Origin of the sequence: Pseudomonas sp. TWR2-1-1 (assembly GCF_049897045.1) — a bacterium.
GTDB lineage: Bacteria > Pseudomonadota > Gammaproteobacteria > Pseudomonadales > Pseudomonadaceae > Aquipseudomonas > Aquipseudomonas versuta.
Genome location: NZ_JAFCVM010000005.1, coordinates 343,533 through 359,217, shown reverse-complemented (window position 1 = coordinate 359,217; position 15,685 = coordinate 343,533). Strand labels below are relative to the sequence as shown.

14 protein-coding genes are annotated in these 15,685 nt (G+C 60.0%); 3 read left to right on the top strand and 11 right to left on the bottom strand.

The features are described 5' to 3' along the window. The first annotated feature begins 8 nt into the window (after window positions 1-8). A complete protein-coding gene (gene asd, locus ACP7BO_RS15295) occupies window positions 9-875 on the top strand; it encodes an archaetidylserine decarboxylase (RefSeq protein ID WP_060695785.1) in 867 nt (288 codons plus the stop codon). A 67-nt stretch (window positions 876-942) separates the two neighbouring features. Here the strand turns inward: asd and serB are convergent, their stop codons facing one another. Beyond that, complete coding sequence (serB, locus tag ACP7BO_RS15290; RefSeq protein WP_073509417.1) at window positions 943-2,157, bottom strand: phosphoserine phosphatase SerB; 1,215 nt, start codon at window positions 2,155-2,157, stop codon at window positions 943-945. A 132-nt stretch (window positions 2,158-2,289) separates the two neighbouring features. On the opposite strand from serB, the gene ACP7BO_RS15285 reads away from it, so the two are divergent. Further along, window positions 2,290-3,828, top strand: a complete 1,539-nt coding sequence (locus ACP7BO_RS15285) for an AhpA/YtjB family protein (protein WP_060695789.1) — start codon at window positions 2,290-2,292, stop codon at window positions 3,826-3,828. Window positions 3,829-3,960: 132 nt separating this feature from the next. Here the strand turns inward: ACP7BO_RS15285 and ACP7BO_RS15280 are convergent, their stop codons facing one another. From ACP7BO_RS15280 to ACP7BO_RS15240, 9 genes are all read right to left on the bottom strand, one after another. Continuing rightward, window positions 3,961-4,662, bottom strand: a complete 702-nt coding sequence (locus ACP7BO_RS15280) for a PqiC family protein (protein ID WP_426211230.1) — start codon at window positions 4,660-4,662, stop codon at window positions 3,961-3,963. 176 nt (window positions 4,663-4,838) lie between these two features. Beyond that, complete coding sequence (parC, locus tag ACP7BO_RS15275) at window positions 4,839-7,103, bottom strand: DNA topoisomerase IV subunit A (RefSeq protein WP_397455054.1); 2,265 nt, start codon at window positions 7,101-7,103, stop codon at window positions 4,839-4,841. An 11-nt stretch (window positions 7,104-7,114) separates the two neighbouring features. Next, window positions 7,115-7,636: a retropepsin-like aspartic protease family protein gene (locus tag ACP7BO_RS15270; protein ID WP_060695795.1), complete on the bottom strand. Its 522-nt coding sequence runs from the start codon at window positions 7,634-7,636 to the stop codon at window positions 7,115-7,117. Beyond that, entirely contained in the window at window positions 7,633-8,613 is a 981-nt protein-coding gene (locus tag ACP7BO_RS15265) for an esterase-like activity of phytase family protein (protein WP_426211227.1), read from the bottom strand. The genes ACP7BO_RS15270 and ACP7BO_RS15265 overlap by 4 nt, the downstream gene beginning before the upstream one ends. Continuing rightward, window positions 8,613-10,517, bottom strand: coding sequence for a DNA topoisomerase IV subunit B (gene parE / locus ACP7BO_RS15260; protein ID WP_426211225.1), 1,905 nt, complete (start codon window positions 10,515-10,517; stop codon window positions 8,613-8,615). The genes ACP7BO_RS15265 and parE overlap by 1 nt, the downstream gene beginning before the upstream one ends. A 52-nt stretch (window positions 10,518-10,569) precedes the next feature. After that, window positions 10,570-11,178, bottom strand: a complete 609-nt coding sequence (locus ACP7BO_RS15255) for a YqiA/YcfP family alpha/beta fold hydrolase (RefSeq protein WP_060695802.1) — start codon at window positions 11,176-11,178, stop codon at window positions 10,570-10,572. Window positions 11,179-11,254: 76 nt separating this feature from the next. Beyond that, window positions 11,255-12,070, bottom strand: a complete 816-nt coding sequence (gene cpdA, locus ACP7BO_RS15250) for a 3',5'-cyclic-AMP phosphodiesterase (protein WP_060695804.1) — start codon at window positions 12,068-12,070, stop codon at window positions 11,255-11,257. 98 nt (window positions 12,071-12,168) lie between these two features. Further along, window positions 12,169-12,621 carry a DUF1249 domain-containing protein gene (locus tag ACP7BO_RS15245; protein WP_060695806.1) on the bottom strand — a complete coding sequence of 151 codons (453 nt, stop codon included), beginning with the start codon at window positions 12,619-12,621 and terminating at the stop codon, window positions 12,169-12,171. After that, window positions 12,612-13,229: an NUDIX domain-containing protein gene (locus ACP7BO_RS15240; protein ID WP_060696986.1), complete on the bottom strand. Its 618-nt coding sequence runs from the start codon at window positions 13,227-13,229 to the stop codon at window positions 12,612-12,614. Before ACP7BO_RS15240 ends, ACP7BO_RS15245 begins: the two co-directional genes overlap by 10 nt. A 221-nt stretch (window positions 13,230-13,450) precedes the next feature. On the opposite strand from ACP7BO_RS15240, the gene ACP7BO_RS15235 reads away from it, so the two are divergent. Continuing rightward, window positions 13,451-14,197 carry an RsiV family protein gene (locus ACP7BO_RS15235; RefSeq protein WP_426211222.1) on the top strand — a complete coding sequence of 249 codons (747 nt, stop codon included), beginning with the start codon at window positions 13,451-13,453 and terminating at the stop codon, window positions 14,195-14,197. A gap of 86 nt (window positions 14,198-14,283) precedes the next feature. Here ACP7BO_RS15235 and cytX read toward each other — a convergent pair whose 3' ends face one another. Beyond that, window positions 14,284-15,558 (bottom strand): putative hydroxymethylpyrimidine transporter CytX, encoded by a 1,275-nt coding sequence (cytX, locus tag ACP7BO_RS15230; protein WP_426211416.1) that lies wholly within the window; start codon window positions 15,556-15,558, stop codon window positions 14,284-14,286. Between the last annotated feature and the right edge of the window lie 127 nt (window positions 15,559-15,685).

The following is a 15,685-nucleotide window of genomic DNA, read 5'->3' as shown; positions in this document are numbered from 1 at the left end:
GACCTGCAATGAAAAAGCGTTTGTTTCTCCTGAGCCAGTACCTGTTGCCGCATCACCTGTTGTCGCGCCTGGCCGGCTGCATTGCCGAGTGCCGCGTGCGCTGGTTCAAGAATGCGTTCACCACCTGGTTCGCCAAGCGTTATCAAGTGGACATGTCCCAGGCGCTGGTAGAAGACGTTACGGCTTACGAGCACTTCAACGCCTTCTTCACCCGGGCCCTGAAAGACGGTGCCCGCCCTCTGGATCAAACCCCGGGCGCGGTACTGAGCCCGGCCGACGGTGCAGTCAGCCAATTGGGCCCGATCGAGCACGGCCGGGTGTTCCAGGCCAAGGGCCACAGCTACAGCGTGCTGGAGTTGGTGGGCGGCGACGCGGCGGTTGCTGCGCAATTCATGGGCGGCGAGTTTGCCACCATTTACCTGTCGCCCAAGGATTACCACCGTGTGCACATGCCACTGGCCGGTACCCTGCGTGAAATGATCTACGTGCCGGGCCGCCTGTTTTCGGTCAACCAGACCACCGCCGAAAACGTACCGGAGCTGTTTGCCCGCAACGAGCGTGCGGTGTGTATTTTTGATACTGAGCGCGGCCCGATGGCCGTGGTATTGGTCGGCGCCATGATCGTGGCATCGATTGAAACCGTCTTTGCCGGTCTGGTGACGCCGCCTAAACGCGAGCTGAAAACCTTCCGCTACGACGAGGCGGCCCGTGCACCAATCCATCTGGAAAAAGGCGCCGAACTGGGTCGCTTCAAGCTGGGTTCTACTGCGATCGTGCTGTTCGGCCCGGAGCAGGTCAAATGGGCTGAAAATCTGACGGCGGGTTCGCCGGTGATGATGGGTCAAGGCATTGGTGGCCCGGCTAACGCCGAATAACACCTGATCCCTGTACTTGCTCGCGATCTTAAAAGCTCGCGAGCAAGCTCGCTCCTACAGGGCTTCGTTAGCCCTGGCTGTTACGGTCACGCTGGCCCAGCAGGTACAGCACGGCATCCAGACCCAGGGTCGAAATAGCGTGGCGGGCCGACTGTTTCACCAGTGGCTTGGCGCGAAACGCTACACCCAGACCGGCAATCGCCAGCATTGGCAGATCGTTGGCGCCATCACCGACCGCAATGGTCTGCTCCAGTACCAGCCCTTCCTTGATCGTCAGCTCTCGCAGCAAGTCAGCCTTGCGCTGTGCATCGACAATCGGCTCAACCGCCACCCCGGTGACTTTTCCGTCGACCACCTGCAACTCGTTGGCAAACACGTAGTCGATACCCAGCCGCGCCTGCAATTGCTTGGCGAAGTAGGTAAAGCCGCCCGACAAGATGGCAGTTTTGTAACCCAGACGCTTAAGCTCGGCGAACAGCACCTCGGTGCCTTCCGTCAGGCGCAGCGATGCGCCGATGGAGTCCAGCACGCTGACGTCCAGACCTTTAAGCAGCGCCATGCGCTCCTTGAAGCTGGCCTTGAAATCCAGCTCACCGGCCATCGCACGCTCGGTGATCGCAGATACCTGCTCGCCCACGCCTGCAGCTTTTGCCAGTTCGTCGATGACTTCGGCCTGGATCAGGGTCGAGTCCATGTCAAAAACCGCAAGACGACGATGGCGACGGAACAGGGTGTCTTCCTGCAACGCGATGTCGACATTCAGTTCCTGGGCCAGACCAAAGAATGCCGCGCGCAAGGCTTCAAGATCGGTCGGGCCACCGCATACACGCAACTCGATGCAGCTTTTACTCAGTTGCGTCGGCGCATCCAGCGGTACACGACCCGACAGGCGATCCGTCTGCTCGATGTTCAACCCGTGCTGGCTGATCACCGATGTCACGCGTTGCAGTTCATAGGCCGTCACCTGGCGGCTCATCAACGTCACCACATGACGCTGCTGGCTTTGCTCATTGACCCAGCGTTGGTAGTGATCCTCGGTAATCGGGTCAAAGCGCAGTTGCAGACCCTCTTTAGCGATCAGGGGCTGCAGGTCCTTGAGTACCGCCGACACCTGTTCCGCTTGCGGAATTTCAACCAGAAAACCCAACGACAAAACGCCATGAATGACGGCCTGACCAATGTCGAGAATGTTCACACCATTGCTGGCCAGTACGCCGGTAATGGCCGCAGTGAGACCCGGACGGTCCTCACCCGTGATGTTTATCAGGACGATTTCGCGCAAGGCACACCCCCATTCGCTAAAAAAACCGCATTCTACCTACTTTCAGTGACCATCGGGCATCGCCAAGGCTTTGCCGCCCCGGGGCTGCTCGTTATACTGCGCTCCAACTTAACGGACTAAGAGCCGCGCTCAGTGAACCGGCCATTGCCTGTCAAAAACGATAATTTCTTCCTGCTGATCTTCCGGGCCTTGCGCGATCGTCGCGTTCCGATTGCTCTGCGTATTGCCACCCACAACGTGATTCTGGTCGCGTTGGCGCTGGTCATTTATGCGGTGGTGATGGGCCTGCAATTCAAACAGGCCATGCACGAACAAGCCGATGCGCTGGGTCAGAGCCTGACCACCCAAACAGCCACCTCGGCGACCGAGTTGCTGGTGTCCAACGACATCCTCAGCCTCAACGTGCTGCTCAACAACCTGACCAAAAACCCCCTGGTGGCGCACGCCGCTATTTATAGCGTCGATAACCGCATCCTCGCCGAAGCCGGGCAACGCCCGAAGAACGGTCTGCTGGGCGAAACCCAGGGCGTTTACCAGACCAAAATCACCTTTCAGGATGTGACCGCCGGGCATCTGCGCATCAGCCTGGACATGAACCAGTTCGAGCAGCCGATGACCATCAGCTTGCAGAGCATGGGCATTTTGAGCGCCATTCTGCTCGCACTGGCGCTGGCCTTGAGCCTGCGTCTGGGTCGCCATATCACCACGCCCCTGTTGCAGTTGCGGGTATGGCTGCGCGAACCAGACCCTTACACCCCGGCGATTACCCGCCAGGATGAAATCGGTGATCTGGCACGCCAGCTCCACAGCCGGCTGGCCCCGCCTGCTCCAGAGCCGGAGCCCGAGCCCGAGCAGGAAGAAGACTACGACGACAGCGATTACGAAGACGCCGAAGACAACGAGCCGACCTTCGAAGTACGCAACCTGAGCAATCCGGATTTCGATGAAACACCGCCCGCGCCCGCTCCCAAAGCAGCGCCACGGCAAGTGATAAGCACCGAAGAAGACGAGAGCGAAGAAGACCCGTTCGCTGATTTGCGCGACACCTCAACTACCGCCGCGGCGCCAAAAGCCCTGGCCAAAGCCCAGCCGGCCACGCCACAACCGAGCGCAGTACTGGCAGTGCAACTGGGGGCGCAAGAACAACTGCGCCGCCTGCCCCGCGCCCGTCTGATGGAATTGCTCGAGCGCTATCGCGACTGCCTTAACCAGGCTGCCTCGCTGTACCAGAGCGAACTGCACACGCTGAACGACGGCAGCACCCTGATGCTGTTCCATAGCGAAGACAGCGGCGACGACTACCTGACCAATGCTATCTGCTGCGGCGAATTGCTTCGGGCCCTGGGTCATGCCTTGCAGATCGAAGTTGCGGACAGCGGCATCACCCTGCAATTGCAACTGGGCCTGGTACTGGGCGAAGGCCTGAACGGCCTGAGCCAGATCGATCTATTGCTGACCGAAACCGCACAGGACGCCCTGGCCCTGTCGCAACACAGCCGCAACTTGCTGCTGGTGGAGCGCAAGATCAGTGATGACCCGCTGATCCGTCAACGCGCCCGCATCCGCCCTATCGCCAGCCCCGAAGGTGCCTGCTGCGTTGAGCGGTTAATGGAGCCCTACCCGTCCATGCTCGAGCGCCAGTTGGCACGAATGCATGAGAACCGCGTATAGAGGCCAACCCCTGCAGGAGCGAGCTTGCTCGCGAGCCATGCGCTGAAAAGCTCGCGCCTACAAAGGCAGGGCAAAAAAAAACGCCGCTTTCCCATTTCCGGGTAAGCGGCGTTTTTTATTGTGCGAACTGGCTCAGAAGCGGAACACTTCCATGTCAGTACGTATCGGTGAAGCCATGGGAATTCTTGGCTTCTCCGTCTGCTTGGGGGCCGGCTTGGCTTCGGGCTTGTGCAGCTCAACCAGCGGCGGCTGATTGGCCAGCGGGGCAAGCGCCACTGCCAATTGCTTGCTCAACTGTTGCAACAACTCGCCCTGGGCCTTGACCTGGGCTGCCGTGCTGCCGTCGTGCTGCTGCTCCAGATGAACCATGCGGTTATCCCGAACCTGGCCGCGTCGGTCGATCAAGCGCCATTGCGCATCCAGAATTGCCGGCTGATTTTTACCGGAGTCCAGACGGGTGATCGACAGCAGCACTTGCACGTCAGGGCTGAAGCCCGCAGGGGCCGGTGCCAGAACGACACGCTGGCTGTCCAGGCGCCAGGCAACCTGACGCAACAACAACTGATCAATGTCTGACGACAAGCTGCCAGCCCAACGACCATCGGTGGCCGCACTCAGGCTGCCATCGGCCTGGCGTTGCAGCAGGGTTTCGCGTTGCAGGTAATCGGCCACGGTCACGGGGCCAAGCACCACAGCCATACCCGCGCTTTGCTTGGGCTGGCCGGGAGTGCCACTGTCCAGTTGGTACAGAGCAGCTGGCTGGTGCGTGCTGCACCCCGCCAGGCCAAGCACACCGGTCAATAGCGCAATTAAAGGAAGACGTAGAACGTTCATCATTCCATCCAGGGGGCCGCCGTTTGGCGCGCCGCAGTGTGATTCTGAAGAATTTTAGGAATATTCATACGCACCATGTCGTAAGAGCCGCATATCATCCGCGAATATCAGGCGCGACTCCAGCGCCGTTGCGCCGATCTACGCGATAAATCGAAGATCGGGCGCATTAAACAGGCTTAATTGGGCACTTCTACCAACAAAGCGTCCACGCGCTGGAATCCTCGCGGCAACTTGTTCCCGCGCCGGCCACGTTCACCTTTGTAATGTTCCAGGTCATCAGCCTTGAGCGACAAGGTGCGCTTGCCGGCCTGCAACACCAGCGTGGCGTTGTCCGGCAGTACGGCGATGTCCGTCACATACTCTTCGCGGTTGGCGACGCGATCACCGGGAATGCCGATGATTTTGTTGCCCTTGCCTTTACCCAGCTGCGGCAGGTCGCTGACTTTGAAGATCAACAGACGGCCTTCAGTGGTCACGGCCGCCAGCCAGTTATGCTCGCGATCCGTCACAGGTCGCGGCAGCATCACTTGCGCACCTTTTGGCAGGCTGAGCAGCGCCTTGCCGGCCTTGTTCTTGGCTTGCAGGTCTTCACCCTTGACCACAAAACCGTAACCGGCATCGGAGGCGATTACGTACAGCGAGTCGTCTTCAGGCAACAACACACACTCAAACGTCGCGCCCGGCGGCGGTGTTAGACGGCCGGTCAACGGCTCGCCCTGGCCACGGGCCGACGGCAGGGTGTGCGCCGGTACCGAATAACTGCGCCCGGTGGAATCAATAAACACTGCGTACTGGTTGGAACGCCCGGCAGCAGCGGTTTTGTAGCCGTCCCCTGCTTTATAGGACAGCCCTGTCGCATCCAGGTCGTGACCTTTACCGCAACGTACCCAGCCTTTTTCAGACAACACAACCGTGACCGCTTCAGTCGGCACCAGCTCGTTTTCCGACAAGGCTTTGGCTTCAGCGCGAGACACAATCGGCGAACGACGGTCATCGCCATAGGTTTCGGCGTCGGCCAGCAACTCGCTGCGCACCAGCTTTTTCAGCTTGGCTTCGCTGCCCAGCAAGGTTTGCAGTTTGGCTTGTTCTTTACGCAGCGCGTCTTGCTCGGTGCGCAGCTTCATCTCTTCAAGGCGGGCCAGTTGGCGCAAGCGCGTGTCGAGAATGTAATCGGCCTGGGTTTCGCTCAGGGCAAAGCGCGCAATCAGCTCGGCTTTGGGGTGCTCCTCGGTACGAATGATATGGATCACTTCGTCCAGGTTCAGGTAAGCCGTGAGCAAACCGTCCAACAGGTGCAGGCGACGCTCGACTTTATCAAGGCGGAACTGCAAGCGGCGGCGCACGGTGTGAACCCGGAACTCCAGCCACTCCACCAGCAAGGCACGCAGGTTTTTCAGCTGCGGTTTGCCGTCCAGGCCAATGATGTTGATGTTGACGCGGAAAGTGGACTCTAGATCGGTCACAGCAAACAAATGCTGCATCAATTCGTCGAGATCGACCTTGTTGTTGCGCGGGATGATCACGATGCGGCACGGGTTTTCGTGGTCAGATTCGTCGCGCAAGTCAGTGACCATGGCCAGCTTGGTCGGCTTGGCCTGCATCAGCGCGGCAATCTGCTCCAGCACCTTGGCGCCGGACACCTGGTGCGGCAACGCCGTGACCACGATGTCGCCATCTTCAATGTGATACACGGCCCGCATGCGCACCGAACCACGACCGGTCTGATAGATCTTCAGCAGATCGGCGCGCGGGGTGATGATTTCGGCTTCGGTCGGGTAATCCGGCCCCTGAATGTGCTCGCACAGTTGCTCTACCGTGGCTTTTGGCTCGTCAAGCAAGCGTACGCAGGCAGTCGCGACTTCGCGCAGGTTGTGCGGCGGCACGTCAGTGGCCATGCCCACGGCGATGCCGGTGGTGCCATTGAGCAGGATGTTCGGCAAACGGGCCGGCAACACTGCAGGCTCGTCGAGGGTGCCGTCAAAGTTGGGCACCCAGTCGGCCGTGCCCTGACCCAGTTCGCTGAGCAGCACTTCGGAGTAGCGCGACAAGCGCGCTTCGGTGTAACGCATGGCGGCGAATGACTTGGGATCATCCGGCGCACCCCAGTTGCCTTGCCCGTCGACCAGGGTGTAGCGGTAGCTGAACGGCTGCGCCATCAGCACCATGGCCTCGTAGCACGCCGAGTCACCGTGGGGGTGGAACTTGCCGAGTACGTCACCGACGGTACGCGCCGATTTTTTGTGCTTGGAGTCTGCATCCAGACCCAGTTCGCTCATGGCGTAGATAATGCGCCGTTGAACAGGCTTGAGGCCGTCGCCGATATGCGGCAAGGCCCGGTCCATGATTACGTACATGGAGTAGTTGAGGTAGGCCTGTTCGGTGAAGTCGGCCAGTGACCGGCGTTCTACGCCGTCCAGGCTGAGATCAAGGGAGTCGCTCATGCGGACCTCATTCAGTTCGTTGTCTGGCGCAGCAGCATGGTGCCGCCGCGCTGGGTAAATTCAAGTTTGTTCAGGGCACTCATGCCCAGCAGTATCTGTTCGCCTTCAAGCCCGGGCGCTGCCACCGCACGTACGTCGCGCAGCACAATGGCACCCAGTTGCAGGCGGTCGATCCGGGTCTGATAGCCCTGGGTGCGGCCATTGGCGGTGTTCAGGGTCACGGGCATGCCTTTGGGTAGTGCCAGTTGCCTGGCCAACTCCAGCGGAACCGCAACATCGGTAGCCCCGGTATCCAGTAAAAATTCCACCGGCACGTTGTTGATACGGCCGCTGGCGACGAAGTGACCCTGCGCGTTGCCGAGCAGTTTGACTTCGATATAACCCTCGCCCTGCTCAGAGGTGACCTCAGCGTTGGGGTTGGCCTGACGCTGTTCCCAGCGTCCAAAAAATTGCGTTGCCAGATACAGCCCCGCACACCAGGCCACGATCATGAAGACCCGCCCTACGCCCTTGCCCGGTGGCTGGCGGCTCATGAGCCGGCACTCCAGCCGCCTTGCGGGGCAGCAAAACGCCAGACAACGGGGCGTTTCTCGCCATCGGCGCGCACATGATTGCCGTTATCCACACCGATCCAGGCGCCTTTGGCGTCAAGACTCAGGGCCTCGGTATTGCCATACGCACTCTTGTAAAGCCGGCCAGCGGTCAACGCATCATTGGCAAATGACCAGCAGCGTTCAACTTCACCCGTGCTCGGGGTGCGACGACAAATGCGATAAGCCATGCGCTCGAGGGTAAACAGTTTGCCCTCGAACAGCGCCAGGTCGGCGAAGTCCTTTTGTTGCGCCTTGACCTTGAGTTGAGGTGGCGGCTGTTCGAGGCCGCCCTCACTCATCAACACGCAACCGCCTTCGCAGTCCCACACACTCTGTTTTTTGCGGATCGTCAGCAAACCACGCCGCTCGCGCTCGGCCGCCAGCCAAACCTGGTTGCCCTGGGGGTTGACGGCGATCCCTTCAAATAGCGCATTGAAATGCAGCAACATGCCGCTGGCACGCGCCTGGCGTACCAGCGCCGGGTCGATTTTCAACCATGCAGGCGCACCCATCTGCGGAATTTGCAGCACCGCGGCATGGGCCTCACTGACCACGAAGCGGTTGCCCGCGTCGTCGCAACTGATCCCTTCGAAATCCAGATCACCACCGCGCAACGGGCTGACGGCCTTGCTCATCATGCGCACGCCCCACGGCAAACCGCTTTCAGGCGGCGGCGGGACATCAATCGTCAGCGCCTCGGCGTGCCACTCGGCAGAGTGCTGATCCAGGCGGTAGATCTGATCATCATCGCGGTCAGAAACCGCCCACAACTCTCCCAGACACAGCGCCAGCCCGGACAGGTTGGCGCCGCGCATGCCTTCTACGGGATGCTCGGACTGCAGCGCCAGCTCGGGCCATGTATCAGCCATTACCGGTGCCGCACCCACACAAAGCAACGCCATCAAGGCAATGCGCATCAGGCCAGTACCTGCGCCAGGTTGCCTTTGGACTCGAGCCAGGACTTGCGGTCACCGGCGCGTTTCTTGGCCAGTAGCATGTCCATCATTTCGGAGGTGGCGGCGTAATCTTCAAGTGTCAGCTGCACCAGACGCCGGGTGTTCGGGTCCATGGTGGTTTCACGCAGCTGTGGCGGGTTCATTTCACCCAGGCCTTTAAATCGCGTGACCTGAGGTTTGCCGCGCTTCTTCTCGGCAACCAGCCGGTCGATGATGCCATCGCGTTCGGCTTCGTCCAGGGCGTAAAAAATCTCTTTGCCCAAGTCGATCCGGTACAACGGCGGCATGGCCACGTACACGTGGCCGGCGTCCACCAACGGCCGGAAATGCTGCACGAACAATGCACAGAGCAAGGTCGCAATGTGCAAACCGTCGGAGTCGGCGTCGGCCAGGATGCAAATTTTGCCGTAGCGCAGCTGGCTGATGTCGGCCGCGCCCGGATCAACCCCGATGGCCACCGCGATGTTGTGCACTTCCTGGCTGGCCAGCACTTCGCTGCCATCGACTTCCCAGGTGTTAAGAATCTTGCCGCGCAACGGCAGGATGGCCTGAAACTCTTTGTCCCGGGCTTGCTTGGCAGAACCGCCAGCGGAGTCACCCTCCACCAGGAACAGCTCGGAGCGCATCGGGTCCTGCCCGGCGCAATCGGCCAGCTTGCCCGGCAACGCCGGCCCCTGGGTGATGCGCTTGCGTTCGACCTTTTTACTGGCCTTGAGCCTGCGCCCGGCGTTGTTGATCGCCAGCTCGGCCAGTTGCATGCCCAGCTCGGGGTTGGCATTGAGCCACAAGCTGAAGGAGTCCTTGATCACACCCGAGACAAAAGCCGCCGCTTCACGGGACGACAGACGCTCTTTGGTTTGGCCCGAGAATTGCGGTTCCTGCATTTTCATCGACAGCACGAACGCAATGCGCTCCCACACGTCTTCGGGGGCCAGCTTGACGCCCCGCGGCAGCAGGCTGCGGAACTCGCAGAACTCACGCATGGCATCGAGCAAGCCCTGGCGCAGACCGTTGACGTGAGTCCCGCCCTGAGCCGTGGGGATCAGGTTGACGTAGCTTTCCTGGACACTGTCGCCGCCCTCTGGCAACCACAACAGCGCCCAGTCGATGGCTTCTTTATTACCCGCCAGGCTGCCGCAGAACGGCTCATCCGGCAGGCGTTCGAATTCGCTGACGGCATCAACCAGATAGGAGCGCAGGCCGTCTTCGTAGTGCCACTCGATTTTTTCGCCGGTGCCCTTGTCTTCAAAACTGACCAGCAGCCCCGGGCACAATACGGCCTTGGCCTTGAGCACGTGCTTGAGACGGCTGACCGAGAACTTGGGCGAATCGAAATATTTCGGATCCGGGGCGAAGTACACGCTGGTTCCGGTATTACGCTTGCCGACGGTACCTACAACTTCCAGGTCGGTGGCTTTATAGCCATCGGCGAAGGTCATCTGGTACTCGTTGCCGTCGCGTTTGACCTTGACCCTGACCAGAGTCGACAGCGCGTTGACCACCGAAATCCCCACGCCGTGCAGGCCGCCGGAGAACTGGTAGTTTTTGTTCGAGAACTTGCCGCCCGCATGGAGCTTGGTAAGGATCAGCTCGACGCCTGACACGCCTTCTTCGGGGTGAATGTCCACCGGCATGCCGCGCCCGTCATCGCTGACTTCCAGCGAGTGATCGGCATGCAGAATGACTTGCACCGATTTGGCATGGCCGGCCAGGGCTTCATCGACACTGTTGTCGATGACTTCCTGGGCCAGGTGGTTGGGCCGACTGGTGTCGGTGTACATGCCGGGGCGTTTGCGCACCGGGTCGAGGCCCGAGAGGACTTCGATGGCGTCGGCGTTATAAGAGCTAGCGCTGGGAGTGGCCATAGGGTCTCGTCGTTAGTCGTAAATGAAAAATAAGGGCCATTCGACGGGCGCCTTAAAGGGCCGCAAAGTCGATGGTTTGATACTGCTGGGCGCCAATCCCGGCAAAACTCAACAGCGCGGGCAGTTGCTGCGCGAACCCCTGGTAACTGTGATCGCCACCGCCCTGAATCCGCAAGGCACAGGCCTGGTAATAGGTTTCAGCGTAACGGTAGTCCAGGGTTTCATCGCCTGTTTGCAACCACACCTGATACCGCTGCGGGTCTTGGGGCGCCGCCACTTCAAGCTCGGCCAGGGCCTGCACATGATCGAGGGTCAGTTCCCAGGTTTCGCCGCTGTAAAGGTTGGTTTGCGTGCCCAGATAACCGTCGAACATCCGATGCGGGCTGACGGCCGGATTGACCAGCAAGGCTTTGAGCCCATGCTGTTGGGCCAACCAGGTCGCATAGTAGCCGCCGAGTGAACTGCCTACCAGCAACGGGCGGTCCATCTCGTTGATTGCCGCCGTCAACTGCGCCATCGCTTCGCGCGGGTGATGATGCAAGGCCGGCACCCGGAGCTGATCGCCAAGACCCATGCGCTGCATTACCGAGATCAACTGCGTGGCCTTCCTGGACTCAGGGGCACTGTTGAAGCCGTGGATATACAAGATGGAACCGGACATGCAATCACTCCCGAGTACAGATTTGGCCGTCACAACATCAATAAAGACGCGCAGTTTAGCCTGACTCAGGGGCAACTCAGTAATTGTTGGCGCTGTAATCGGGTTCGAAGACGAAGTCGGGGATGCGCGACACCCCGGTTTGCAAAGTGCCATCAGGCTGCAGGCGCAGCCAGCGATAACCTGGCGCCTCGCTGCTGACCTTGAAATCAGGGCTGGCGGGGGTGAACTGGACGCAGGTCGAAGGGGATGCCAGCAGCCTCACGCCATTGCGGTGCTGATCAAACTCTTGATGCACATGGCCCCACAGCACGCCACGCACCTGTGGATAACGATCGAGCACCTTCCAGAATTCGCTGGCGTTGCGCAGCCCGATCGGCTCAATCCACTCACAGCCCACCGGCACTGGATGGTGGTGCAGGCTGATCAGATGATGAAGGTCAGGCGCTTCGCTCAACGACTGCGCCAGCAACTGGAGTTGACTGTCTTCCAGATAACCGTGGCTTTTCTGGTCCACGTTCGAATGCAGCAAGGTGATGCGCCAGTTGCCCAGATCAACCACCGGGTCCAGCAAACGGCTTTGCACGGCGGCTTCGTACATATTGGGCACATGATCATGGTTACCGGGAATCCAGCGCGCCCGGGCGCACAGCGACCCGGTCAGCTCCCGGAAATGCCGGTAAGCCGCAACGCTGCCGTCCTGGGCCAGATCACCGGTGCCCAGCAGCAAATCAACCTGCGGCTGTTCGGCGCGAACCAGATCGATTACTTGCTGCAGACTGTCTGCGGTCCTGAGGCCCAGCAGCGAACCGTCGGCCTCGGCAAACAAATGGCTGTCGGTCAGTTGCACCAGCAGCACCGGGTCTTCGGTGGTCAGCGTGGATACATTCGGCAAGGAGGCTACCCCGGGAGAAAAGTTGAGCGGTAGAAGCGAGTGTGCTCGCGAACTGTCGGGTTGAAAAGATCGCGAGCGAGCTCAAACAGATCGTACGTCTAACGAACTTCCGCGTACTCATGCCCGCATGCCAGACAATGGCTCAGCCATTCACCCAAAAATATATTGAGCTGGGCTTTCTCGTCGGGCTGGTGCATGGCCACGTTGGGGTACGGGTAAATACTGCGAAAGCGTCGCGCATGCTCGGCCGCAATGACTTCGGCCATACGCGCATCGTGGTACACCTGCACTTGCAGTTCGGGTACCGGCAACCAGGGCAGGCTGTGCTCCTGACGCACCCGCAAGGTGCTGGTGTAAGGGCAGTCCTGGATCACCTCTAGGGTCAGCACCCCCAGCATCTGGTCACCCTGGGTCACGGCAATCCGCCGGGCACTCGGTTGCTCGCGCATATCGGGCAACAACCGCATCAGCCGGGCGTAATTGGCCTCGCAGGCAGCCTGCAAGCCAATCAGATCGACCCGGTATCGTTCACGACGCGCAATTACAACCATAACCCCCTCACTTCAGCGCGATTAAGCGCCAGCCATTGCAGGGCAATAATGCTCGCTGCATTGGAAATACGTCCATCGCGTACGGCTTGCAGGGCATCTTCATAGGCCCAGACCGTTACCCGGATATCTTCGGCTTCTTCTTCCAGCCCGTGCAATCCGCCAACACCCACGGTGCTGCAACGGCCCAGATACAGATGCACAAACTCGGTGCTGCCACCCGGCGACGGAAAGTAGCGGGTGATCGGCCACAGGGAGGAGAACGTCAGCCCGGCCTCTTCTTCACCTTCGCGACGAGCGACTTCTTCAGGCTCTTCGACCTTGTCGATGAGTCCGGCCACCAGCTCGATCAACCACGGGGTTTGAGCCTTGCCCATGGCACCGACGCGAAACTGCTCGATCAGTACCACTTCATCGCGCTGCGGATCATACGGCAGCACACACACGGCATCGTGACGGACAAACACTTCGCGACTGATCTCACGACTCATACCGCCAGCAAACAATTCATGGCGCAGATGGACGCGGTCAAGCTGGTAGAAACCCTTAAAACACTCTTCGCGTTTTATGATCTCTGTGGCGCTTGGCGTGGCCTTGGTGATGTCAGTCATGGAAAACCTCTTGCTGGCGAATTTCACCGGGGTTGCCCGCGGCATCGGGCATCCTAACGCGCCTGCGGCCAAGGATGCAGCCCCTTTTATGACGCGGGGATAGACGGATTGCCTGCAAACCCTCTCTAATTGACACTATTGAGCTTAGTGGCGAACCGACTCCCCTGCGGGCAGTCGAACCACCATAATCTGCAACTTTCTTTCGTTGATGAAGGACAACCATGTCGCTTTTAAAATTTGCCTCCATGACCTGTATCGCCCTGACCCTGGGTGCCTGTCAGAGCATGTTCCAGCCGTCCGCGCCAAAACCGCTGGCCTTTACTGCGGACGCCTCCGAGCAAGTCAAAGCCGGATGCAGCGGTATGGAGTGCCCACTGGTCAACATCGAGACAGTGCACTTTGCAGACGCTCCAACACTCGATGCCCTGATCGAAAACCGCTTGTTGAAAATGACCGTCAACTCACCCGACGAGAAACTGGCGCCTTCGCTCAATGCTTACCGCGAGCAGTTTTTGCGCACGCCCCCCAGCCGCAACAGCACCTACCTGCAGGCAAAAGTACGCGAGCAGCATGACGGTCTGGTGATCATCGAGCTGTCCAGTTATCTGGATACCGGCGGCGCCCATGGCATGCCAGGACGTGGCTTTATCAACTACTCGGCCAAAGAGCAGAAAGAAGTGACCCTGCAGGACATGCTGCTGCCGGGCAAGGAGCAAGCCTTTTGGGGCGCCGTCAAAGTGGCGCACAACAACTGGTTGATCAGCAGCAATCACGGCAGCGACCCGGAGTTCGTGAAAAACTGGCCGTTCCAGCAAACCCCGAATGTGGCACTGCTCAAGGACAACGTGGCCCTCAAATACGACGTGTACAGCATTGCACCGTACTCCGAAGGGCATGTCGAGTTGAAGATCCCCTACTCGCGCCTGAACGGAATTCTGAAACCCGAGTGGATCCCGGCCCGCGGCTAACCCCCGCCCACTGTAGGAGCGAGTTTGCTCACGAGCTTTTCAATGGCTTCACAGCTCGCGAGCAAGCTCGCTCCTACGGTCAGCTGTCAGAATTTGTTACGTCCCAGTACCCACTGCAGCAACCCGGCCAGCAACAAGGCCGGCAAGGTCGCGCCCACATCCGGGTACAGATTCGCCAGCAGGTGATAGGTCACCACCCCGCCCAACCAGGCCAGCAAGGTCGACCAGCGAAACAATGTGGCCGTCACCCGGGCACTGCGCTTGCGCAGGATGAAGTGATCCACCAGCACCACGCCAAACAGCGGCGCAAACACCGATCCAATCAACAGCAGGAAGTTCTGGTACTGGGCCAACGGCGCGAAACAGGCAATCAGCGTGCAGATCACGCCAATCGTCAGCGCCAGATGTTCGACTTTGATGCGCAACAAAATCCCGCTGGAGACCGCCGCCGAGTGGATGTCGGCAAAAGCGTTTTCCGACTCGTCGAGCAAGATCAGCAACAACGGAATCCCCAGCCCCGCCCCCGCCAGCGCCAAGAGCAGCGCATTGACTTCGCCACTCGGGGCGAACGCCAGCGTGTAGGCCACCCCCAGGCTCATCAACCAGAAGTTGCCAATAAAGAAGCCCAGCGCAGTGCCGCCGAATACGTTTTTGGCCCGTTTGCCAAAGCGTGAATAGTCGGCGATCAACGGCAGCCACGACAGCGGCATGGCGATGGCAATGTCAAAACCCAGTGCAAACGGCAACGACCCATCGCCCTTTTGCCCCCACAGTGCAGGCAGATCGGCTTTGGCGAGCAGGTTCCAGGTCAGCCACAGGCATGCTGCCAACAGCAGCCAGATGCCCCATTTGCGCAAGACCTTGCGCACAAAGGTCAGCGGCCCGCTGACGGCGAGCAAGGTGGCCAGGGCACCAAAGATCAGCGTCCACAGCATCGGGCTGCTCAACACGCTGCCTTCGCTGAAGGCGCGGGCGCCCAGCAAGCTTGCGGCGTCGCGCATCACGATGATTTCAAACGAACCCCAGCCGATCAACTGCAGCACGTTGAGCATGGCCGGGAGCATGGCGCCCCGGGTACCGAGGCTGAGCTTGAGGGCTGCCATGGAGGACAGCCCGGTGTCGCAGCCAATCACCCCGACCGAAGCCAGTAAGGCCACGCCCACCAGCGTGCCGAAAAAAATTGCCAGCAATGACCCTGAAAGGCCCAGGCCCGGTGCCAGCAAGGCGCCAGTCTGCAGCACCATCAGGCCAATGCCGAGGGAGAACCACAGGGAAAACAGATCACGGGCGCCGAAGACGCGCTTGTCGCCGGGTACCGCAATGTCAGGGGAGTAGGTGCCGGGTGTGTTCAAGGAATGAATCTCAAAGGGACGTTTGTTTTTTGCGATCGCAATCGCCGGCCAGCCGGCTCCCACACTATTGGCGCAATCATTGTGGGAGCCGGCTGGGCGGGGGCGTTGCCCGAAGGTTTTCAAAACACCATTTTGT

What these genes read in the sequence shown, in the direction of transcription:
- parC (WP_397455054.1), bottom strand. Translation starts at nt 7,103, where the DNA reads ATGAGCGACTCCCTTGATCTCAGCCTGGACGGCGTAGAACGCCGGTCA.
- ACP7BO_RS15245 (WP_060695806.1), bottom strand. Translation starts at nt 12,621, where the DNA reads ATGGTTGTAATTGCGCGTCGTGAACGATACCGGGTCGATCTGATTGGC.
- parE (WP_426211225.1), bottom strand. Translation starts at nt 10,517, where the DNA reads ATGGCCACTCCCAGCGCTAGCTCTTATAACGCCGACGCCATCGAAGTC.
- ACP7BO_RS15270 (WP_060695795.1), bottom strand. Translation starts at nt 7,636, where the DNA reads ATGAGCCGCCAGCCACCGGGCAAGGGCGTAGGGCGGGTCTTCATGATC.
- ACP7BO_RS15280 (WP_426211230.1), bottom strand. Translation starts at nt 4,662, where the DNA reads ATGAACGTTCTACGTCTTCCTTTAATTGCGCTATTGACCGGTGTGCTT.
- ACP7BO_RS15265 (WP_426211227.1), bottom strand. Translation starts at nt 8,613, where the DNA reads ATGCGCATTGCCTTGATGGCGTTGCTTTGTGTGGGTGCGGCACCGGTA.
- ACP7BO_RS15235 (WP_426211222.1), top strand. Translation starts at nt 13,451, where the DNA reads ATGTCGCTTTTAAAATTTGCCTCCATGACCTGTATCGCCCTGACCCTG.
- ACP7BO_RS15255 (WP_060695802.1), bottom strand. Translation starts at nt 11,178, where the DNA reads ATGTCCGGTTCCATCTTGTATATCCACGGCTTCAACAGTGCCCCTGAG.
- ACP7BO_RS15240 (WP_060696986.1), bottom strand. Translation starts at nt 13,229, where the DNA reads ATGACTGACATCACCAAGGCCACGCCAAGCGCCACAGAGATCATAAAA.
- asd (WP_060695785.1), top strand. Translation starts at nt 9, where the DNA reads ATGAAAAAGCGTTTGTTTCTCCTGAGCCAGTACCTGTTGCCGCATCAC.